We start from the raw sequence: 21,739 nt of genomic DNA, 5'->3' as shown, positions 1-21,739 counted from the left end.
CCAAGGCCGCATCCTCCCCGGGGATGCGGCCTTTTGTTTTTACGTTGTGATTCACTGCAAAGGAGCGACTTGAAATGAACATACCTCTTAAACAGACAGCTCGCTGGATAGCAGCGGACGTGCAGACACCCATCAGTCTGTTTCTCGGGCTGGTGGGCAACGGGCAGGGCATTTTGCTGGAAAGTGCCGAGGTTGACGGTCGCTGGGGCCGTTACAGCGTAATCGGTTTCAACTTTCTGCTGCGGCTGGGCTGCAAGGACGGCAAGCTGGCCGTTGCTTCGCGCGATGCGCGGCTTGACTGCCTGAAGGAATACGAAGGGATGGACTTTATGGACGGGGTGCGCGCCGTACAGAAGGCCATCGATATTACCCCCGCGGAAGGTTTTGAAGATCTGCCATCCATTACCCGCGGACTGTATGGCTACTTCGGTTACGGCGTGGCGGGGATGTTCGAGCCCAAGCTGCAATCCGTGCTGCCGCCGGAAAGTGCGGAAGCCTGCCTTGCGCTGCCCGGTACCGTGGTGCTTGTTGATCATCTGTATAACAGGCTGTGCCTGCTGAATCTGGCAGAAGGCTTTGTTATCCGCATGGACAGGGACGCTGTGGACAGAAAGCCGGAGAACCCTGACGTGGGGCCGGTTGTCAGTGTGCCGGACAAAGCATCGTTTATCCGCAACGTTGAAAGGGTGAAGGAGCTTATCCGTCAGGGCGAAGCTATTCAGGTTGTCATTTCCACACGGTTTCAGGCGTCGTTCAAGGGCGATCCATTTGTGCTGTATCGTCGCCTGCGTCAGATCAATCCTTCACCGTACATGTTTTTTATGCGCCTGCCCGGAGTGAGCGTGCTTGGCTCGTCACCGGAAGTGCTGGTGCGTTGCCGCGGCGGAGAAGTGCAGGTGTGTCCCATTGCGGGAACCCGCCCCAGAGGCGTGGACGAAACAGAAGATATGCGCCTTGCGGAAGAATTGCAGAACGATCCCAAGGAGCAGGCCGAGCATGTGATGCTGGTGGACCTCGGGCGTAACGACCTTGGCCGTATCGCGCAGGGCGGCACTGTTTCTGTGGAAAAATACATGCAGGTCGAGCGGTTTTCGCATGTCATGCACCTGACCTCGTACGTCAAAGCGAAACTTGCAGAAGGCAAGGATGCGCTGGATGTATTGGGAGCCACCTTCCCCGCAGGCACGGTAAGCGGCGCACCGAAAGTCCGTGCCATGGAAATCATCTCCGATATGGAGGGCCTTGCACGGGGGCCTTACGCAGGGGCCATCGGCTGGATAGGCCTTGATAAGGACAGCGTGGACATGGACACGGGGATTCTCATCCGTTCCATGTGGGTGCGCGACGGCATGGTCAGCTGGCAGGCAGGTGCGGGCATTGTTTACGACTCTGTTCCGGAAAAGGAATGGGAAGAATGTCAGAACAAGGCAAAGGTAGTACGGGCGGCCATTACCGGCGCACACGGACTGGGCGAGACAGGAGACTGCGATGTTTTTGCTTATCGATAACTACGATTCCTTCACCTTTAATCTGGTGCAGGCGTTCTACAAAGCGGGGCTGAATCCCGAAGTGCGCAAGAACGACGATTTTGAGTTGCTTTCGCTGGCAACGGATGATCGTCTTTCTATGGTGTGCATTTCTCCCGGCCCCAGTCATCCGGTTAATGCCGGACAGTGTCTGCAGTTTCTGGATTTACTGCCAAAACATATTCCTGTGCTGGGTGTGTGTCTGGGGCATCAGGTGCTGGGCGCATATGCCGGTGCCACCGTGGAAGTGGGCCCCCGCATTATGCACGGCAAGTCGTCGCTGGTTATGCATGACGGTTCGGAACTGTTTGCGGGTCTGCCTGCCCCCATGACGGTAGGGCGCTATCACTCGCTGACGGTACGGGCGGAAGAAAAGCCGGATTTGCTGGAGATTACCGCCACATCTGATCCGCTGACAGATGACGGAACCGTGATGGCTATGCGTTACCGCGACAGGCCGTGGATGGGCGTCCAGTTTCATCCGGAGTCTGTGCTGACGCCGGAAGGCGAAACGCTGCTTGCGAACTTCTGCCGCATGGCAACGGCTCAGGCGGGGCTTCAGAGCGCGTAGTCCCGTTATGCGGTGCGTCAGGCGCAGATTTGCCCCTCTGCGAGTTTTGTACGCGGGGTTGGAAAATACAAGCCTTTGTCGGTGCATCCGGCGGAAGCACAACAGCTAGCCCGCTCCGAACGCAAAACGACATAACGATAGAAAACCGACACATTATATATGGAGAACACCATGCAGACTGCAGAAATACTGGAAACCTTGGCCGGAGGAGGCGCGTTGCCGCCTGCTGCGGCACAGGCAGCTTTCGACAGGCTGATGTCAGGTGAAATGTCTGCGGCACAGGCGGGCAGCTTTCTGATGGGCCTGCGCAGCCACGGCGAAACGCCGGAACTGGTTGCAAGCGCCGTTCGGGCGGCGTTGTCCCATGCCCGCCTTGTGGAAGGGCTGGACTTTGACCGTATCGACATTGTCGGCACTGGCGGAGACGGAAAAAACAGCTTCAATTGTTCAACGGCAACGGCTCTGACTCTGGCCGGAATGGGCTACAAAGTCATTAAACATGGCAACCGCGCCGTATCGTCCACCAGCGGCAGCGCGGATGTTGTCGAAGGGCTGGGGCTGCCTCTTGAAACCGCACCCGAAGATGTGCCCGCCATGCTGGCTGCCCGTAATTTCGTCTTCCTGTTTGCGCCGTTTTACCATCCTGCTTTCAAGCATGTGATGCCTGTGCGGCGTGAGCTTGGCATCCGTACTCTGTTTAACGTGCTGGGACCGCTGCTGAACCCCGCACGCCCCACACGCATGCTGCTGGGTGTTGCCAGACCGGAATTGCTGCGCACCATGGCCGGTGCACTGCAACTGACTGGCGTTGCCCGCGCGGCAGTGGTGCACGGGGCAGGCGGTTATGACGAACTGACCACCATGGGTCCTGCCGGCGTGGTGCTGCTGGAAAACGGTAAACTGCGTGAAACATCCATTGACCCCGCAGAGTTCGGTTTTGCCACGTGTGCACCGCAGCAGCTGGAAGTGCACGATAAAAGCGAAGCACTTACCATTATGCGCCAATTGCTGAACGGGCAGGGGCCTGCCCCCATGCTTGATATGATTGCCTTTAATACGGGACTGGCTGTGTACCTGATGGAAAATGCCATGCCGCTGGCAGATGCCATGGAAAAAGCCAGAGCCGCGGTGGAAGCCGGAACGGGCGGGAAGGTGCTGAATGCTTAGCCGTTTTGCCAAAGCAAAAGAGGCGGAAATTGCCGCACTGAAGGAACTGGAGCGCACCGGCAGATTGCCTGCTCCGTATTCCGGTGACCGCCCTGTGTTTTCGCAGGCGCTGAAAAAAAAAGGCATTGTCGCGATTACCGAATACAAGCGTGCCTCACCTTCAAAGGGAGACATAGAACTTGGGCTGGAGCCGGAAGATGTGGCCCGCGCCTATGCACAGGCAGGCGCGGGAGCTCTTTCGGTGCTGACCGAGGAAACATACTTCAAAGGACATATGAACTACCTTGACCGGATGGCCTTTGCGGGACTGCCTATGTTGCGCAAGGATTTTATCCTGCATCCTCTGCAGATTGTACAGACTGCGGCTTCGCCCGCATCTGCCCTGCTGCTGGTGGTGCGTATGCTGAGCGGAGCAGAAGAGCTGCGGATGCTGCTTGATATCACTCACAAAAATAATATGGAGGCTGTTGTAGAAGTTTTTGACGAGCAAGATCTTGAAATAGCACGTGAAGCTGGATCAAGGATCATACAGGTGAATAATCGGGATTTGTCTACGCTGCAGACTGACCTTGCCATTTCCAGCAGGTTAGTTAAGGAACGGGATGCGGCTGAATGTTGGATTTCGGCCAGCGGCATCACCGAACCCGAACACAGAAAGTATGTCGAGACGTTGGGATTTGACGCAATGCTTGTGGGCACAGCCCTGATGGCAGGCGGCGATCCTCAAGGTAGCCTTGCCAGACTTCTGCAGTAAGACAGGAGGCTTGAACGGCCATGTTTGAAGAAAAAGACGCCCTCATAAAAGTATGCGGTATTACACGCCAGCAGGACGCTGACCTGTGTGTGGAACTGGACGTAGATCTTATAGGGTTTGTCTTTCACCCCGAAAGCCCGCGCTGTATGTCCATAGAGGCTGTAGCAGCTATTGAAACACCGGGCCTGATGCGCGTCGGCGTATTTGTTGACCATACTGCGGACGAAGTGCGCAGAACCATGCAGTTTGCCAAGCTTGATGTGGCACAGCTGCACGGCGGGCAGGATGAGGAATTCTGCCGTAGGGTCGGTAAAAAGCGCGTGATCAAGGTGTTCTGGCCTGAACAGTACGAAACTAAAGCCGGACTGGAAGCCGATATGGAACGCTTTGCCCATTGTTCGCGCTTTATGTTGTTTGATGCGGGTAAATCCGGCGGCGGTTCCGGCGCAACGTTGGACTGGAGCTGGCTTGCAGGTATCCGCGGGGTAAAAACATGGTTCGTGGCAGGCGGTCTGGGGCCGGATAACCTCGGACAGGCTATTCGCAGTTGCAACCCGTGCGGGGTTGATCTGAACTCCGGTGTGGAGTCTGCCCCCGGCATTAAAGATGAAGAGCGCCTTCGGGCCTGCGTCCGCATTTTAGGTGGTGACCACAGGCCGATGTAGCGGCCTGCCCGTCACACGCTTTGCGGCGGCAGGTGTCCGGTGCGCAGGACGCGCTGTTCCGTTTTGGTAGGAACAGCACGGATATAAAAGGACTGGACATGAGAAAAGGGTATTTCGGTGATTTTGGTGGGCAGTTTGTTCCTGAACTGCTTATGCCGCCGCTGCTCGAGCTGGAAAAAGCTCTGGAAACTGTAGTGCCTTCCGAGGCATTTCAGAAAGAATTTCACTCTCTGTTGCGTGAATACGTGGGCCGCGAAACGCCGCTTACACGTTGCAACAGGCTTTCGGAAGAACTTGGCTTCAACCTGTGGCTGAAGCGCGAAGACCTGGCCCACAGCGGATCACATAAGATCAATAACACGCTGGGACAGGCTCTGCTGACCAAACACATGGGGAAACCCGCTCTGCTGGCGGAAACCGGTGCAGGGCAACATGGCGTGGCTACCGCGACGGCTGCGGCTGCGCTGGGCCTTGATTGTGTGGTTTTTATGGGTGCTGTTGACGTGGAACGCCAGTCGCTGAACGTCAAACGCATGAAGCTGCTGGGGGCAGAGGTTGTGGCTGTTCAGGGCGGCACCCGCACCCTGAAAGACGCCATCAACGATGCACTCCGTTTCTGGATTGCGAATCAGAGTACCCACCATTACTGCTTTGGTACCGCGGCAGGGCCGCATCCGTTCCCTACACTGGTGCGTGACCTTCAGGCCATCATAGGCCGCGAAGCCCGCAAGCAGATTCTGGAAAAAACAGGCGAGCTTCCCCATATGGTGGTGGCATGCGTGGGCGGCGGCTCCAATGCCATCGGAGCCTTTCATGCTTTTGTGCCCGATGCAGACGTAAAACTGGTGGGTGTTGAGGCGGCAGGCTCCGGCGAGGCAGGGTGCTTTAATTCCGCCCCCATCAATCTGGGAACCCCCGGCGTGCTGCATGGCAACCGCACGATGCTTCTGCAGACTGAGGATGGTCAGATCATGCCTTCGCACTCCATTGCGGCGGGGCTGGACTACCCCGGTGTCGGGCCGGAACATGCCGCGCTTGGCTCCTGCGGGCGCGCCACCTACGGCATGGTTAATGACGCACAGGCACTTAATGCCTTTAAGGTGCTCTCACGTATGGAAGGGATTATTCCTGCACTGGAAAGTTCACACGCTGTGGCGTGGGTGCTGGAAAACCGTAACTCCATTCCGCGTGGCGCAAACGTCATTGTTAACCTGTCCGGCCGTGGCGACAAAGACATGGGCATCATCGAAAGCCTGCTGTAGGGGAAATCATGCACACAGATACACAAAATATACCGACTGACATCCGTCTTGGCAGGCTGACCAGCCGCATCCGCACCGCTAACGAGACCGGCCGCAAGGCGCTTATACCTTTTTTGCCCGCGGGCTTTCCCTCACTGGAAGGATTCTGGCAGCAGCTGGATGAGCTGGATGCAGGCGGAGCCGATATCATAGAGGTGGGCATTCCCTTTTCCGATCCCTGCGCCGACGGACCCGTGGTGGAAAAGGCATCGTTGGAAAGCCTTGAACGCGGCATCACGTTGCGCCGTGTTATGGAAGGACTGATCGAGCGTAAGGGGCGTTACAGCGCGGGCATCGTTCTTATGGGGTACTTGAATCCATTTTTGCAGTACGGTTTTGAGAATCTGGCACGCGATGCTGCCGAGGCCGGAGTGGAAGGGTTTATCATTCCTGATCTGCCGCTGGAAGAAGACGCGGAATACCGCGGCGCACTGGAAGCGCAGGGAATAGCTCTGGTTGCGCTGGTGGGTCTGAATACCGGTGAAGAACGTATGCGGGCTTATGCCAGAGTTGCCAGAGGGTACGTTTACGTGGTGTCCGTAATGGGCACAACCGGTGCGCGTACATCGCTGCCGCTGGAAGTTACCGATACGCTGGACCGGGCGCGCCGCTGCTTTGATCTGCCGTTGGCATTGGGCTTCGGTATCCGCGAGCCGAAGCAGCTGGAGCTGTATGGCGACCGGCTTGATGCGGTCATCTTTGGCAGCGCGCTTATTACGCACATCCGCGAAGAAGGAAGTGCGGCCAGTTTTATGTCGCGCTGGTGCTGACGGCTGTGCTGGCTTTGCGCTTGCAAGTGAATGCGCTTATTGAAAGGTGCGGTGCTCTGTTTCTGGTTTGCTGCATGTGATGATTTACAAAAAGAATAGCCCTTTTTTTGACAAAAAAAGTAAAAAGCAGTAAACGCGAGTTGTCAGTTGTCTATTTTTGCCGCATGGTAGGGGCAACAGATAGCCCTGCTGAATTGCGGCTGCTGCCAACGGGATATCCGGTGCGCTACCAGCACCACTTGGATAGATTGGTCACTCCATCAATACGTGATTTTGGACAGGTCGTGACCTACTTACCGCCGCTCTTCTCGTGCAGAAGGGCGGCGGAAATTTTACGGGAGGAACGCTCATCATGCGCAAGACTGTGTACTTCATTGAAGGTGACGGCATCGGACCTGAAGTCTGGAAGGCCGCACAACCTGTTATCGACAAAGCCGTAGAGCTTACATACGGCTCCGAGCGTTCTCTGGAGTGGAAGGAACTGCTCGCCGGTGAAAAGGCTTATGCCCGGACCGGAACCTATCTGCCGCAGGAAACTCTGGATACCCTTGCCTCTGCCGAGCTGGCCATCAAAGGGCCGCTGGGAACCCCCGTGGGCAAAGGCTTCCGCAGTCTGAACGTTACCATGCGTCAGACGCTGGATTTGTATGCCTGCATCCGCCCCATCAAGTATTTCGAAGGCATCGAGTCGCCGGTGAAGCACCCTGAGCGGGTGAACATGGTCGTCTTCCGCGAAAACACCGAAGATGTATACGCGGGTATTGAATACAAGGCCGGAACCGAAGAAGCCAAACGCCTGATCGCCTTTTTGCGTGACGAGCTGGGCGCAAACGTGGACGAAGCCAGCTCTGTAGGCATCAAGCCCATGAGCGAAAAAGGCTCGAAGCGCCTTGTGCGCCGTTCCATGGATTTTGCGTTGGCACAGGGTTGCCCCAGTGTGACCTTGGTACACAAGGGTAACATCATGAAGTTTACCGAAGGTGGCTTTCGTGAATGGGGTTACGAGCTGGCCCGCGACGAGTACGCAGGCCGCGCAGTAACCGAAGCTGACGCAGCAGCAGGCGAAAAGCGCCTGATAGTGAAAGACCGCATTGCGGATGCCATGTTTCAGGAAGTGCTTATCCGTCCTGAACAGTACAGTGTTATCGCCACCAGCAACCTGAACGGCGACTACATTTCTGACGCACTTGCTGCGCAGGTGGGCGGTCTGGGGCTTGCCCCCGGTGTGAACATGTCTGATTCACTGGCATTCTTTGAAGCCACCCACGGCACTGCTCCCACCATTGCAGGTAAAGACATGGCCAACCCCGGCAGCCTGACTCTGTGCGGTGCCATGCTGCTGGAGCACATAGGTTGGAACGAGGCCGGTAAGCGTATCCATGACGCCATGAACAGCGTTATCGGCAAGCGTACCGTGACTGTTGACCTTGCCAACCAGATGCAGAATGCTACCACCGTTGGCTGCACAGAATTCGGTGATTTGCTGGGTAACTCTCTGTAGTTTTTTCAGACGACTGACTGACAAAAATAAGGACCGTCTTTTTAGGGACGGTCCTTTTTTTGTGTAATCTGTCGGGAACTAACTTTTCAGTTTCATGCTTCCCATCTGCATGGCGTTGTTTTCATACAGGTCCAGCACCTGTTCGTCGGTAAAAGAGTTACGCTCTGCACATTCCGACTGGCGCCACCATGTTGAATTCAGCATATTTTCACGGGCAGACAGGTGAAACTGAGTGGGCATGGGCACCCGCTGCGTCTGCCAGCTTATGCCGTCTTTGTTGATATCATAAATGGTAAACCGCATGGGATGGCTGTTTACAGAGGGAGAAGTGAAATAGTTAACGCCGTTGATCTGCCGTAAATTCAAGCCGATATGTCTGTGGCCGGATATGACTACGGGAACGGCTGCGGCGTATTTGCTCAGCAATGCCCTTACTTGTGGGGCATTATCAATGGTAAACCATTGCTTGGGCCCGCCCTCCAGTTCATCCGCACTCCAGCGCACCAGATTGTGATGGATAAAAACAACATGCATTGCATCAGTGTGCGACGACAACTGGTGCTCAAGCCATTGCAACTGTTCATCCGGAAGGACTCCGCCCCACTTTGTGTCACCGGGGAGGTTGGCATCAAGGCCGATAACGCGCAAGCCGGGCACAATCTGCTGTGCGTAGAATCGCTTGCCCGACTTGTCGTAGCCGTGCCCGCGGAAAAAGCGGACGAAATCATCTATCGACATGTAATTGAAACCAGACCGCAAGGCGGTTTCTTTTGCCGGTTTAAAGTCATGGTTGCCCGCAACAACAAAGTACGGGGCCTTCAGTTTGTCCAGTTCAGCCTTGATGGCTATGGCGTTTTCTTTTTCTCCATCAAGCAGCAGGTCGCCGCATACCATGACAAACTTCAGTTCATTGTGCTGGTTAAGCGCCGCAACGGATGCCGCAACACAGTCAACGCTTCCGGCACTCATCTTAAATTCATTTACCCCTTTGATATCAACATGGGGGTCTGAAATAACGCCGAAGCTGACAGTGCCGAAGTCCATGGCAGCAGGCGCGGCAAAGGCAAGGCTGCCGCAAAGTTGCTGAGTCAGTCCGAAGCTTGTGAAAATTGTTCCTGCTTTTAAAAAAGCACGACGTGAGTAGTGGCTGGTCATCTTTATCTCCTTCTTATGCTTTGTAGGTGCCCTGATAATGAGTCTGTCTTGTCTTCTATATAAACATAGGCGGGGTGCATATTCCTAGAGCTACGTGTCCATGGGGTGTCAGAACTGTTCTTTTTGAGTGTCTTTGAATTCTGATACGTTGTATTTGTCTGGGCCTGCCGGATGTTGTGGTGGCGACTGCAGGTGTTCCTGATTATGTGCTGACCGTGTTGTGATTGATCCCAGAGAAAAGCGTTTGTACAAAATTTACGTCAGGCTTTTTGTCGCTGCGGAAACTGGCGGACAATAGAGGTGTCTGATCTGTAAATATGCTCGCACCGGAATCCCAACATGGCTGGGTTCATGCTGCATGTTGCTTGACAGATAGTCTGGAAAGCACGCACTGCCCCAGTACCTGACCGCTTTGCCACATTAAAAAGTTGGCCTGTTACATTCCAACTTTTGTAATATGATAACTGAACCGCCTGTCTGGAATCAGCGTATATGCTGAACAACGAGCAATGCAGCCACATGGATGGTTGAGAGTTTTTTTGTTTTTATTACAGGGTGTTAAAATGTTAGTGTAAATGGGGTGAAAATTCAGAAGCATACTAAGTATTGTGCTCGGGATTCTTGGCGGGGCATCCACAGGAAGTCACTCACTTGGCATGTATTCTTGCATTATTCACTTCTATGCGTGATCTTTTTTGTCGGCTCAGTCTGATCTTATTGCGTAATTTTTTAATCATGCAGGGTTTGTAGCCGGCTGGAGGTAAATCTCCGGTTGATTACGAGTTCGTTTTTTGCCTTTTGTGGGCAGAACGTCACCGGAGAGAGATGCTGCGACAGACGCTTTGGATAAAAAAGGGTAGCCCCGCATCACCAGTGCAGAGTAACCATGTGGTGACCGCACAGCGGTGCACTGTGCAATGCTGCATGAGGCTATGCCGGTACAAGCATCTGCTGATGTACAGGGAATGAATACGGATGAAAAAGATGAACCAGCAACAGACAATAATGCTGATTGAAGATGAAGATGCCATCGCTGATGCTGTCTTATTTACGCTTCAACACGAGGGCTTCCGTGTACGCCGTCATTCTTTGGGGAAAGAAGGCCTTGCTGACTTCCGCAATAATGGAGCTGAGTTGATCATTCTTGACGTAGGGCTGCCTGATATAAGTGGTCTTGCCGTTTGCCGCGAGATTCGCACCGCTTCAGAAGTTCCCATACTTTTTTTAACAGCCCGTAATGACGAGATTGACAGAATCATGGGGCTGGAACTGGGCGGGGACGATTATGTTGCCAAACCCTTCAGCCTGAGGGAGCTTGTGGCCCGCGTTCATGCAATTTTACGACGGACGCATCGTGCTAACGCGCAGACCCTACAAGCCAAAAGTGAACCACAAGGCCTTTTTGCAGTAGATGATGCAAGGGGCATCATTACGTATTCAGGAACGGAATTATCATTAACCCGCTACGAGTACCTTGTTCTTAAGGCTCTGCTTTCACAACCAGAAAGGGTTTTCAGCCGCTCCCAGCTTATGGAATGGGTCTGGGAGTCGCCGGAAAACAGCCTTGAGAGATCCGTCGACACTCACATCAAGACGTTGCGTGCCAAATTGCGCGAAGTACGACCCGAATTTGACCCCATCGTGACAAAACGCGGGTTCGGCTACACCATCCGGATAATACCTTCATGAGCTTACGTTTACGGCTTTTTATTGCTTTTTGCAGCATGGCTGGTCTGTGCCTGCTGGTTATGTTCGACATTGTGACGGATGAGATAAAGCCGGCTATGAGGCAGGCTATGGAGGAAACACTTATTGATACCTCCATAATGCTTGCAGAGGTCGCTGCGCCAGATATGCAACATGGGACAATTGCCGACGGGCAGCTGCTTCAGGCTCTTGGACGATATACCGAAATCCGGCCGAACGCATTGGTATGGGGAATACGTAAACAGCGAACTGACCATCACATATATATTACGGATGCACAGGGCATAGTTATCTACGACTCAGCTAAAGGCCGCGATGTAGGAAAGGACTATTCCCAATGGAATGATGTTTACCTTACGCTTCGGGGGCAATACGGTGCGCGCAGTACTCCCTCAGGCAAAGGCGGTGCATCTGTCATGTACGTGGCGGCTCCTGTTCTTAATGATGCAGGGGAATTGCTGGGGGTTCTTTCTGTGGGGAAGCCTACGGCAAGCATAGAGCCGTATTTTATAAAAGCCCGTAAAGAAATTGTCCAAGCAAGCGCATTATTGTTTCTTTTTGCCGTGGCGATCGCGTTTTTTCTGGCATGGAGGCACGGACAAGATGTCATCAGTCTGGCAACCTATGCGGATAAGCGCGCAGGCGGACAGCAGGTACGCAGGCCTCGGCTCGGCGCTCCTGAAATGCAGCGTCTTGCCGCGGCTGTTGAACAAATGGGGCAGGAACTTGAAGGTAAGGCCTACGTTGAGCAATACGTTGATTCTTTGACTCATGAATTGAAGTCGCCGCTTTCAGCGATTTCCGGAGCCGTGGAAATTCTGGAATCTCCACATCTTGACGACACAATCCGGCAGCAATTTCTTGGCCATATTAAAAAGGAGAATGTGAGAATGCAGCAGATAGTAGAGCATCTGCTGCGGCTGGCAACTCTTGAAAATCAGGGAACGCTCAGCAATCCGGCCCCAATCGATGTCAGAACCGTATTAACTGATCTTGTCGCAAGCATGGAAACACGGAGCGTCGCATCGGGTGTCTGCATGACATGCTTATTTACTGATGCGCTCATTGTACATGGTGAGGAATTTCTTATCCGGCAGGCTCTTGAAAATCTGTTGGTGAATGCATTGGATTTTACTCCCCGCGGTGGCGTAATCAATATCTGCGGCGCATATAAAAATGGGGCAGTGGTCGTTGAGATAACCAACACGGGCTCCACAGTGCCTCACTATGCGCTTGAGAAAGTCTTTGATCGGTTTTACTCCCTTCCCAGACCGGATGGCCCCAAAAGCACAGGGCTGGGGTTGCCCTTCGCCCGCGCCATAGCAATCTTGCACGGTGGCAGTGTTTCGCTTGAAAATTGTTCAGAAGGAGTCCGTGCGACCTTCAATTTCTCCAGCCTGGATAGCTAATACACATCTAAAACACACATCCGCCCCACAGATCACTCACAAAGCAGGTGTATCTTCCCTTTTATACAAAAAGCGCACTGGCGCAGTATAAAAGTATGGAGGAGTTAAGATGAAAGGGTATTGGCGAAAAATTCTGATCATAACAGCTTTGTCGTTGGGGAGTATTATTCCCCTTGGTCTGGTGGATGGTGTCATAACCGAGCGTGAATATCTTCAGCAAGATGTGGCGGCGCAAATAGCCCGTCAACATGGTGGAAACCAGAGCCTTACATCACCGTTGATTGTTGTTGAATACGTAGTGGAAGAAGTTGTTGTTACAAAAGAGTATGATGAGAAAAGATTTTTATGGACAGAACGAAGGGAAGACAAAAGGACAAACGGCGTGTTTTCCTTTGCTCCCCGCAGCACAAAAGTTGAGGGGACATTAGACCCGAAGCTTCTGCACCGCGGAACGTTCTCTGTTCCTGTTTATAGCTCGACATTACATTTTTCCGGTACATTTTCAGGCATTACGCTTCCTGAAATCGGTCAGAAAATTCGCAATGGCCGGATAGTCGAGGTCGCCACACCGATGTTGATAGTGCCCATGGCCAGACCCGGGGGCATCACACAACGACCCACCTTGAAAATTAACAATATCGGGAAGAGTGTTCAGCCCTTGCGGGGGAAATTTTCAACGCTCCCCCCAGGCTTTGCAAGCAACCTGTCCCCTGAAGAACTTGAAGACGGTTCCATCGCCTTTTCTGTCGAACTTCCTGTACAGGGCTCTGAAATGTTGAGCTTTGTTCCACAGGGTAGTGAATTTACCGTCTTTTTGCAGTCCTCGTGGCCGCATCCCACATTTAATGGCAGTTTTCTGCCTGTAGACCGTGAAGTTACAGATGAAGGCTTTAAGGCGCACTGGTTTGTTACAGATCTGGCAGGGAACACCGTAGTCAAGTTGTCTGATCTTTTTCGCCACAATTATACGAATTTCAGCGTAGGGCTTATTGAACCTGTGGATGTATACAGACAAGCAGAACGTGCTGTTAAGTATGGATTTTTATTTACGCTGCTTACGCTGGAGTTCTTTTTGCTCTTCGATTTGCTCAAGGGGCTTAAAATTCATGTTGCGCAATACTCTCTGGTAGCAGGCGCTCTGATCATCTTTTATCTGCTTCTTGTTTCTCTTGCAGAGCATATAGGTTTTTCTCTGGCATACCTTGCCGCGAGTGGGTCATGCATTGCTATATTAGTATGTTACTTGCGGACAGTTGTTAAAAACGGACGCCTCGTAACCATCTTCGGCTTCGCAATTGCCGTGCTGTATGGGGTGCTTTATTGCATTTTGTTGTCTGAACAGTATGCTTTGCTTATGGGGTCGGGGCTTTTATTTGCCGTACTCGCAGGAACGATGCTTTTGACCAGAAATGTGGACTGGTATGCGCTGGAGGCCAAAGTAGCTATTCCGGCACTTCGGGATAAACAGAAAAAGCCCGATAAACAGAGAAAGCTTAGTGACCAGAAAAAGTCCGAAGAACTGCAAAAATAACAACAGAAAAGCAGGATGCTCCCTGTGTGATAGGAATGCCCCATCAGGCGGACATGGTGCTAATGCCCCTTAGGCTGAACCCATGTACCTGATGGGGCATGACTAATGTAGTAGTTGCCATCCTGATGGCGACTATGCCGCAAAGCTGCATCTGCTATGCACACTCAGGAAATGAAGCAATTGTGCAAGGGGTTGCTCCGCCAGATGTGTGGCGGTGGAAAGATGTAGAAATAGCGCGGAAGGTGGAGTGGCGGGGCAAAGCTAGCAGACTCAGGTTGCCGCACTTCGCGAATGGAGCTCTTTGTTGGTGTGGGCGATGCTCCCCGCGCCTGAATGAAACCGCCCCTCAAGGGGCGGTTTTTGCTTGTTGGCAGCTAAATCAATCTGTCGAAGATCAGCGTATAGGTCGCGCGAATCAGCAGCGCCAGCTTGTGTTTTGTTTTCAGCTGCTCTGCAGGGTCCGTTTCCAGTTGCTGCGTGATGAATACAGCGACTTCAGAAAAGTCGGCATCACGTTTTTCGTCCAGAAGAGTCTGGTACACTTCGATCTGCTGAAGCAAGAGTTTGGTATTTTTGCTCGACTGATTGAGGTGGTTTGAAAGTCTGCTTACAAATTCTTCAAAGATAAGCTCTGCATCTTCAGGGAAAGATTTATCCAGAGCAATTCGCCAGAGGGCGATAAATAATGCTGTAAATTCTCTTAATACCTTTTTCTTTTTGCGGAACTGCAGTCTGCCTACGCGCAGGGTCTGCATTTCCTGTACAAAAGTATAAGAGCCGAGCACAGCGGTAAAATTGCGGATAACCTCATCACTGGAATAGTGAAGAGGCTCCGCCATAAGGTTTTCTTGCGTCATCTGTGTACTGCTGCGTTATTCTGATTGAGTCGGTTTTTTACGCCTTCTGCGGCTGTTGCGGGACGCGGCTGACCGTTCCTGTGAGGCAGGTTCGGCAGAGGCGGGTTTGCCGGATGTCTGCTGGGGGCGCGGACGTCGCGAAAGGGGCGCCGTCTGTCTTTGTTCCGCAACAGGAGCCGGTGGCGCAGCATGAAGCGACTCCTGATACAGGTCGTCGATGAGCATAGCCACAACATTCATCTGGTCTTCGTCTTCGGCAAGCTGACTCAGCATGGGAATAAAGCGCTTCATCCGCTCTTTCTGGAGTATGGAACGGGAACGGAGTTTTGCTTCCAGCATGGCTGTCATGCGTTCTGTAGCCACTTTTGCCACATCTTCATCTGTGGGAGTGGGGCGGTGCTGCATTTCGATTTTGTAATGGCGTGCAATGCGCTCCAGCTCCAGCTTCTGCATGATGTCCACCAGCGAGATGACTTCGCCGCTGGCCCCTGCACGGCCGGTACGGCCCGCGCGGTGGATGTAGGATTCATGGTCTTCAGGCGGCTCGTACAGGAATACATGCGAAAGTTCGGGAATATCAATCCCGCGTGCCGCTACATCGGTTGCCACAAGAAAGCGTACCTGCCCGTTGCGCAGTTTTTTGAGAACCTGTTCGCGTTTGGATTGTGAAAGGTCGGCGGAAAGTTCGTCTGCATTGTAGCCGAAACCCTGCAGGACCGCTGTGACAAAGTGCACATTGGACTTGGTGTTACAGAAAATGATTGCCGATGCAGGGTTTTCCGTTTCGATAATCCGCATGAGTACGCGGTCTTTTTCCATGGGCTTGCATTCATAATACACATGCGGCGTTTGGCTGATGTGTACCTGCGCATGACTGAGGCTGAGCATTTGCGGGTCGTGCAGAAATTCACCTGAAAGACGTACAACATGAGGCGGATATGTAGCAGAAAAAAGGTATGTGCTTACGCGGCGGCGAGGCAGGTACCGCTGCACTTCTTTCATGTCGGGATAGAATCCGATGGAAAGCATACGGTCCGCTTCATCAAAAATAAGTACGCGTAATCCGTCCAGCGTAAGTGTGCGGCGCAGCAGGTGGTCGAGCACACGGCCGGGGGTGCCGACAACAAGCTGCGCACCGGCTTTTAATGCATCAGTCTGTTTGCCGTAGCCCACGCCGCCGTATACTGCGGCAGTCTTTATACCGCTGTCGCCGTAAAGGGCTTCTGCTTCGTGCACTACCTGAAGGGCAAGTTCGCGGGTAGGAACAAGTACAAGTGCCTGACACTGGTCGCGCTGCGGATCGATGCGGTCAATCAGTGGCAGCAGATAAGCACCTGTTTTGCCGCTGCCTGTGCGGGATTGAACCATCAGATCGCGGTGCTGTAAAAAATAAGGCATGGTATGCTGCTGCACTGGCATCAGGCTTTTCCATCCGGCACGGGCGGCAGCCTGTTGAACGGAATCCGGAGCATCGGCAAAGGCGATCGGCGGCAAAGCGTCCTGAGGTTGGTCTACTCCTGTCAGTTCGCCGGCCATGCGGGCCGCGGGATCGTCCTTAATAGTGTTGCCGGATGCGGAATCGCGGCTAGTGTCGTCCGTCATGTAATATCCTTGGTATAACGCCGCCTGTACGGTTGACCCTACAGGGGCTGTGAGAACAGCGCCTTACAGCGCTAAGCGTATGCAGAAATAAGCCTTGGCAAGCGTGCCTGCAACACGCACATAATCTATAATCATAGCAATGCAGCCAGTTATGCGCAAGCAGGCAACAGTAGCGGATTTTGGCAGGCAGGCTTTATTGTTGAAGAGCCATCACCGCAAGTGCATTAACAGTGGCTGCCGCAAGGGCTGACCCCCCTTTTCGCCCGCGGATGGTGATAAAGGGCACATCGGTAGTATTCAGGAATAGTTCTTTTGATTCTGAAGCGTTCACGAATCCTACCGGCATGGCCACAACCAGTGCCGGAGCCGGTTTGCCCGCAGCCAGATGCTCTGCCAGTCGTATGAGCGCGGTAGGCGCGTTACCGATAGCAACGACAGAACCCGCCAGATCGTCGCTGGCGGCATTCATGGCTGCGTGTGCACGGGTGGTTTTGTCGCGTTTTGCAGCTTCCACAACATCCGGCCTGTTCAGCAGGCATGACACAGCACATCCTAACGGCTCCATCCGCCGGAGCGGTATGCCGGAGCGGGCCATTTCCGTGTCGGTGAACACGGTGCAGCCGTTACGTAACGCTGCTACGCCTGTCCCGATGGCATCAGGATGAAACTGAATATGATTAAGCAGGTCGAAGTCCGCAGTTGTATGGATAAGTCTGCGGGCAATATCCCATTGCGGGCCTTCAAACGGACGGGGCTCCGGTACTTCCGAGTCAATGATGGCAAAAGAGCGTGCCTCTATGGTGTCCGGCGTAAAGTATGGCTGTAATCTGGTGGTCATTATGGTTCCTGTCTGGTGCGGGTTGCCGTGTCAGCAGGTTGTTATACCAGATTTCCGGCATGACGCCACCAGAGAATGCGCTACGTCAGGGTTGGAAGCAAAGTGCAGGTGCACATAAGACCCGAGCGTGTTGCGGATAGAAAATCCTTCGGGGAGGGGTGTCGTGCAGGGGGCGGCAGGGGGGATGTTTTTGGTGGTTACAGGGCTGCCTTTGCGGTCTGTCAGACTGTATACCGTTGTCACCTGCTGCGAAGATAAATCCGGCATGTCGTAGATGTGCGAATAATGAAATTCATGGCCTCGCGCAACAGTGCCTTCAGGTCCTATGACAGATGGAGCAGTTGTCCTTATCTGGCGGTATCCGAGCGCTCTGAAGCGCGTTCCCATGGCGCATGTAAAAGGCAGGCAACCGCACATGTCACTTGCAGTGCCCGCAGAACAACGCAGCTGCTTCATAAGATACATAAACCCGCCGCACTCCGCATAGATTACCCCGCCTGATGCAGAAAAATAATATACATCATTACGCATTTTGCTGTTGATATTCAGTGCTGCTGCATGAACTTCGGGGTAGCCCCCGCCCAGATAAAGACCGTTAAGTCCGGAAGGAAGAGTAGAGTCGTGCAGCGGAGAAAAGAATACAAGCTCTGCCCCCGCAGCGCGGAGAAGCCTGAGATTTTCTGCATACGTAAAGCAGAAAGCCTGATCTCTGGCTACTCCGATTCGCACGGGCGATGTGCGCGTCTTGGATGCTGATAATCCCGCAGGCTCCGCAGCGGCTGGAGGTGTGCAGTGTGTATCAGCAGGTGCCGGTGGTGAGGCTGCAGCCATTTGTGACCGATTTGCACTATTAACAGGCGGGCAAAGCACGGGAGATGCGTTGATTTTGTCCATAAGTGCCGGCAGGTCGATGGCCTGCTCCACCCAGTCTGCAAGAGCATGTTGCAGTTCATGCGATATAGGGGCTTCGTCGCTTGTAGTCAGTCCCAGGTGTCGTGAAGGTAGCGATAGTTTTTCGTTACGAGGCAAAAAACCCAGTACGGGAATTTCCGGACAGGCACTGTGCATTGCCTCTGAAATAATACTGCGATGGTTTTCGCTGCCTACTCTGTTGAATACAACACCGGCAAATTGCAGTGCAGGATCAAAACGGACATAGCCGCTGACAAGAGCCGCAGCGGAGCGGGCCATGGAACGGGCATCAACGACAAGAATGACCGGAGCATTCAGCCATTTTGCAATCTGAGCCGTGGAACCGGTTTCTTCAGCCCCTGAGGCGCCGTCGAACAGCCCCATGACTCCTTCCAGTACGCCGACATCGGCTTCTGTGTGCCTCAATTCCGTCTTTGTTGCGGGGCAGGTGGCAGCGTCATGAGCCAACATGCCGCTGCGGGCAAGATTGATGCAGGGTTGGCGGCCCATCATCCAGCCGTCAAGATTGTGGCATGTGCGGCCTGTTACATGTGTGTGATGTCCGGGGTCAATGAAGTCAGGGCCACTTTTATAGGGCTGGACTACAAAACCTCTGCGGCTAAGCGCTGCCATAACTCCCAGAGTGAATGTGGTCTTGCCGCATCCGCTATGGGTACCTGCAATTGTGACAATGCGTGACATGGTTATGGACAGAAAGTTTATGGTTCAGCTTGTTGGGTAAAAAAATCACGGATAATCGCCGCGTCTTCTTCACGTGTTGTCGCGTCCAGCTCGGGAGCGCCGCCAAAGCACTTGAAGCCATCTTCATCCAGTTGGACTTGTCCGGCGGAAATGACGCGGGTGTAGGGCATTTGTTCACGCATGTCAGCATGGTCGACACGATTGGGAAAAATGAAAGGAACGGGCTTGCCCGAGAAATCTTCAAACAGAATATACTTCATTCTTTTGTCCTGGTCTGATTGGGTGTCTGTTGTGTGTTTTTGCAAACGTATGCTGTGCTCCGAGCATAACCGGATTGGCAGGGAATGCATAGTAGCGCGTAACCGGTAGCGGTACAGCAAATTTATTATGACTACATGGTGTAATGACTATAGCGCTGTGTACTGAAATTAGAGCATTGAGCATTTTGTTGTTTTGTGGCGAATGTGAAAATTGTTACAAAGTCAGTTAGGCATGAATAAAGAGTACGATAGCTATTGCCATGCGGAATAATCAAACAGGGATGCTGTCCGAAAAAGATTATTGTTGAGAGGATAGTGTTGAACCTTGGTTGTATATATGGAACGCTGCCACAGATATAAAGTGTAATCTTTTTAGTTTCAGTATTGACCTGCATTGTGTGAATATCTTACATCACTAAGCGGTATGCGAGTGTAAACAGAGAATTGCAATTTTTCTCATACAGGAGCGATTTAATGGAAGCATATTTAAAAGAAGCTTTGGAAATAGTTAAAGCACAAGCCAGTGTTCGGACTATGAACGAAGAAGAAATCACTGAAATGGTGAGAAAGCTGGCTGATGGCATTAGGATGATAAGTGAAGGTACAATGGTTGCTGATGATGCAACCGTTAGTGCCATTGATGCCAAAAAGGCTATTAAAGAAAAAACTATCACTTGTGTAGAGTGCGGAAAGTCTTTTAAAATTATTACAAAAAAGCACCTTGCAACTCATGGGTTGACTGCGGATGAGTACAGAGCGAAGTGTGGCTACAAAAAAGGCACTCCACTGGTATGTAAGTCGCTGCAGCGTGAGCGTCGTAAAAAAATGAAAGACATGAAGCTGTGGCAGCGTAGAACGCAAAAGTAACGCTACAGTTATAAAAGCTATCAAAGGGCAGCCTTATGGCTGCCCTTTTTTTGTATGCAGAAAACCCCCCGCTAGGCGGGGGGGTCCGTAAAGCTTAACGCTATAGAGATATTAGTAAAACTCCTTTTGATTTGCTAACTAATTCCTGCGGTCTGGCAACTGCAGGTGGCAAATCAAAAGGAGGTCACAATGGGTGACACTAAGAGTTTAGCCCACACAAAATGGAACTGCAAATACCACGTAGTGTTTGCGCCAAAGTATCGGCGGCAAGTTTTTTACGGAGAGAAGAAGCGCGCAGTGGGTGAGATATTGCGCAAACTGTGTGAGTGGAAAGGTGTACATATAGTCGAAGCGGAATGCTGCCCCGATCATGTTCATATGCTTCTTGAAATACCGCCGAAGATGAGTGTTTCAAGTTTTATGGGGTACTTGAAAGGAAAGAGTAGCTTAATGTTGTACGACCAATTTGGCGATCTTAAGTTTAAATACCGGAATCGCGAGTTTTGGTGCCGTGGATATTACGTAGATACAGTTGGAAAAAATAAGGCAAAGATACAAGATTACATTAGGCACCAACTTGAGCATGATAAGCTTGGTGATCAATTATCCCTTCCATATTCTGGAAACCCGTTTACGGGTCGCAAGTAACAGAGATGCAGATGCCAGACGAACGTGCGCCTGCTAGGGCGCTGCTAGTAAGAAAGCCTTATAGGCGCATATGAAGAACCCCCCAGCAATGCGGGGGAGGGGCCATTGGAGGTGCGGGCGCACCTGTGCTGAGGCGGCCTGAGTGTTTTTGTACGGCGTACCAAGCGTACCAAACGTGCCCAACGTTTCAGGCACATCAGGCGTATCACTCTCACCAGAGGCTTTTCTATTTAGGGGACTTCGGTAGTTGCTGCATCTGCTTCTGTGCAGTGCAGGGATGGTCTGCATGGCGTAGTTAACAATACGGGACTGTTTTGACGGGCGTATAAGGCAGGCACAAAAAAAGCCGCTCTAAAAAGAGCGGCTTTTGTGTAGTGCAGTAACCGTAAATTACTTGATGAGCTTGAACTCAGCGCGACGGTTCTTAGCCCATGCAGCTTCGTTCTGGCCCATTACTGCGGGACGCTCTTCGCCGTAGCTTACGATTTCGAGCTGGTCAGGACGTACGCCCAGCAGCACGAGGTATTCGAAAGCGGCGCGGGCGCGACGCTCACCCAGTGCAAGGTTGTATTCCTGAGTACCGCGGTCGTCGCAGTTGCCTTCGATGAGAACGCGCAGCTGGGGGTAAGCCTTGAGAGCCTCGGCCTTGCCCTTCAGCAGTTCTTTGCCTTCGGCACGCAGATCAAACTTGTCGAAGTCAAAGTACACAACGTTGCCGGTAACAACGGCTTTGGCTTCTTCAAAAGCAGCCAGAGCGGCTTCGTCAACGTTGCCGGTTTGAGTGGACTCTTCAACCACAACAGTCTCGGTAGTGGACTTTTCGGGGGTTGCGGCAACCTGCTTCTTGGCGCAGCCGAAGCCGGTGGTAAGAGCCAGGGCAAGGATAAGAGCCAAGCCCAGACGGTTAAAATTGCGCATGCTGTAGCCTCCTGAACAGAAGTAAAAATTCGTCTTTGCGTGTATACTACCGGGTGGGGTCATAGACACCATTTTCCC

General features: G+C 52.6%; 20 protein-coding genes. 13 read left to right on the top strand and 7 right to left on the bottom strand.

Annotated elements, in window-relative coordinates; translation table 11 throughout:
• The first annotated feature begins 74 nt into the window (after nucleotides 1-74).
• The 8 genes from ACK5LI_RS07510 (at nucleotide 75) to icd (ending at nucleotide 8,255) form a co-directional block, all read left to right on the top strand.
• Nucleotides 75-1,508, top strand: a complete 1,434-nt coding sequence (locus ACK5LI_RS07510; RefSeq protein ID WP_416947806.1) for an anthranilate synthase component I family protein — start codon at nucleotides 75-77, stop codon at nucleotides 1,506-1,508.
• Nucleotides 1,489-2,097: an anthranilate synthase component II gene (locus tag ACK5LI_RS07505; RefSeq protein ID WP_416947804.1), complete on the top strand. Its 609-nt coding sequence runs from the start codon at nucleotides 1,489-1,491 to the stop codon at nucleotides 2,095-2,097. Before ACK5LI_RS07510 ends, ACK5LI_RS07505 begins: the two co-directional genes overlap by 20 nt.
• A gap of 171 nt (nucleotides 2,098-2,268) precedes the next feature.
• Entirely contained in the window at nucleotides 2,269-3,264 is a 996-nt protein-coding gene (gene trpD, locus ACK5LI_RS07500) for an anthranilate phosphoribosyltransferase (protein ID WP_416947802.1), read from the top strand.
• Nucleotides 3,257-4,018, top strand: a complete 762-nt coding sequence (locus ACK5LI_RS07495; protein WP_416947800.1) for an indole-3-glycerol-phosphate synthase — start codon at nucleotides 3,257-3,259, stop codon at nucleotides 4,016-4,018. Before trpD ends, ACK5LI_RS07495 begins: the two co-directional genes overlap by 8 nt.
• Nucleotides 4,019-4,038: 20 nt before the next feature.
• Nucleotides 4,039-4,683 carry a phosphoribosylanthranilate isomerase gene (locus ACK5LI_RS07490; protein WP_416947799.1) on the top strand — a complete coding sequence of 215 codons (645 nt, stop codon included), beginning with the start codon at nucleotides 4,039-4,041 and terminating at the stop codon, nucleotides 4,681-4,683.
• A 98-nt stretch (nucleotides 4,684-4,781) separates the two neighbouring features.
• Entirely contained in the window at nucleotides 4,782-5,945 is a 1,164-nt protein-coding gene (gene trpB / locus ACK5LI_RS07485) for a tryptophan synthase subunit beta (RefSeq protein WP_416947797.1), read from the top strand.
• A gap of 41 nt (nucleotides 5,946-5,986) precedes the next feature.
• The gene (gene trpA / locus ACK5LI_RS07480; RefSeq protein ID WP_416947863.1) at nucleotides 5,987-6,754 is read left to right on the top strand and encodes a tryptophan synthase subunit alpha; all 768 of its coding nucleotides are present in this window, start codon (nucleotides 5,987-5,989) and stop codon (nucleotides 6,752-6,754) included.
• A gap of 352 nt (nucleotides 6,755-7,106) precedes the next feature.
• Nucleotides 7,107-8,255 carry an NADP-dependent isocitrate dehydrogenase gene (gene icd, locus ACK5LI_RS07475; protein WP_416947794.1) on the top strand — a complete coding sequence of 383 codons (1,149 nt, stop codon included), beginning with the start codon at nucleotides 7,107-7,109 and terminating at the stop codon, nucleotides 8,253-8,255.
• A gap of 78 nt (nucleotides 8,256-8,333) precedes the next feature.
• Here icd and ACK5LI_RS07470 read toward each other — a convergent pair whose 3' ends face one another.
• Nucleotides 8,334-9,410, bottom strand: a complete 1,077-nt coding sequence (locus ACK5LI_RS07470; protein WP_416947792.1) for a metallophosphoesterase family protein — start codon at nucleotides 9,408-9,410, stop codon at nucleotides 8,334-8,336.
• A gap of 984 nt (nucleotides 9,411-10,394) precedes the next feature.
• Between ACK5LI_RS07470 and creB the strand changes: the two genes are divergently transcribed.
• From creB to creD, 3 genes are all read left to right on the top strand, one after another.
• Nucleotides 10,395-11,099: a two-component system response regulator CreB gene (gene creB / locus ACK5LI_RS07465; protein WP_416947790.1), complete on the top strand. Its 705-nt coding sequence runs from the start codon at nucleotides 10,395-10,397 to the stop codon at nucleotides 11,097-11,099.
• Entirely contained in the window at nucleotides 11,096-12,526 is a 1,431-nt protein-coding gene (gene creC / locus ACK5LI_RS07460) for a two-component system sensor histidine kinase CreC (protein WP_416947788.1), read from the top strand. The genes creB and creC overlap by 4 nt, the downstream gene beginning before the upstream one ends.
• Before the next feature lie 109 nt (nucleotides 12,527-12,635).
• Entirely contained in the window at nucleotides 12,636-14,057 is a 1,422-nt protein-coding gene (gene creD, locus ACK5LI_RS07455) for a cell envelope integrity protein CreD (RefSeq protein ID WP_416947785.1), read from the top strand.
• Between the two features lie 374 nt (nucleotides 14,058-14,431).
• Here creD and ACK5LI_RS07450 read toward each other — a convergent pair whose 3' ends face one another.
• The 5 genes from ACK5LI_RS07450 to ACK5LI_RS07430 all read right to left on the bottom strand — a co-directional run bounded on the left by ACK5LI_RS07450 (nucleotide 14,432) and on the right by ACK5LI_RS07430 (nucleotide 19,228).
• The gene (locus tag ACK5LI_RS07450; protein WP_416947782.1) at nucleotides 14,432-14,914 is read right to left on the bottom strand and encodes a hypothetical protein; all 483 of its coding nucleotides are present in this window, start codon (nucleotides 14,912-14,914) and stop codon (nucleotides 14,432-14,434) included.
• A gap of 15 nt (nucleotides 14,915-14,929) precedes the next feature.
• Nucleotides 14,930-16,516, bottom strand: coding sequence for a DEAD/DEAH box helicase (locus ACK5LI_RS07445; RefSeq protein WP_416947780.1), 1,587 nt, complete (start codon nucleotides 16,514-16,516; stop codon nucleotides 14,930-14,932).
• 193 nt (nucleotides 16,517-16,709) lie between these two features.
• The gene (locus ACK5LI_RS07440; RefSeq protein ID WP_416947778.1) at nucleotides 16,710-17,354 is read right to left on the bottom strand and encodes a precorrin-8X methylmutase; all 645 of its coding nucleotides are present in this window, start codon (nucleotides 17,352-17,354) and stop codon (nucleotides 16,710-16,712) included.
• A gap of 30 nt (nucleotides 17,355-17,384) precedes the next feature.
• Entirely contained in the window at nucleotides 17,385-18,968 is a 1,584-nt protein-coding gene (locus tag ACK5LI_RS07435; RefSeq protein ID WP_416947777.1) for a cobyrinate a,c-diamide synthase, read from the bottom strand.
• 17 nt (nucleotides 18,969-18,985) lie between these two features.
• Nucleotides 18,986-19,228: a hypothetical protein gene (locus ACK5LI_RS07430; protein WP_416947775.1), complete on the bottom strand. Its 243-nt coding sequence runs from the start codon at nucleotides 19,226-19,228 to the stop codon at nucleotides 18,986-18,988.
• A gap of 474 nt (nucleotides 19,229-19,702) precedes the next feature.
• Here ACK5LI_RS07430 and ACK5LI_RS07425 point away from each other — a divergent pair, with 474 nt between their 5' ends.
• Nucleotides 19,703-20,095 carry a MucR family transcriptional regulator gene (locus tag ACK5LI_RS07425; RefSeq protein ID WP_416947773.1) on the top strand — a complete coding sequence of 131 codons (393 nt, stop codon included), beginning with the start codon at nucleotides 19,703-19,705 and terminating at the stop codon, nucleotides 20,093-20,095.
• A gap of 189 nt (nucleotides 20,096-20,284) precedes the next feature.
• Nucleotides 20,285-20,743: an IS200/IS605 family transposase gene (tnpA, locus tag ACK5LI_RS07420; RefSeq protein ID WP_416947772.1), complete on the top strand. Its 459-nt coding sequence runs from the start codon at nucleotides 20,285-20,287 to the stop codon at nucleotides 20,741-20,743.
• Between the two features lie 390 nt (nucleotides 20,744-21,133).
• Here the strand turns inward: tnpA and pal are convergent, their stop codons facing one another.
• Nucleotides 21,134-21,661: a peptidoglycan-associated lipoprotein Pal gene (gene pal, locus ACK5LI_RS07415; protein WP_416947768.1), complete on the bottom strand. Its 528-nt coding sequence runs from the start codon at nucleotides 21,659-21,661 to the stop codon at nucleotides 21,134-21,136.
• Between the last annotated feature and the right edge of the window lie 78 nt (nucleotides 21,662-21,739).

The sequence above is a fragment of the Oleidesulfovibrio sp. genome (assembly GCF_047973035.1).
Classification (GTDB): Bacteria; Desulfobacterota; Desulfovibrionia; order Desulfovibrionales; family Desulfovibrionaceae; genus Oleidesulfovibrio.
The sequence above is the reverse complement of the archived record's forward strand: the minus strand, read 5'-3'. Positions and strand labels throughout refer to the sequence as shown.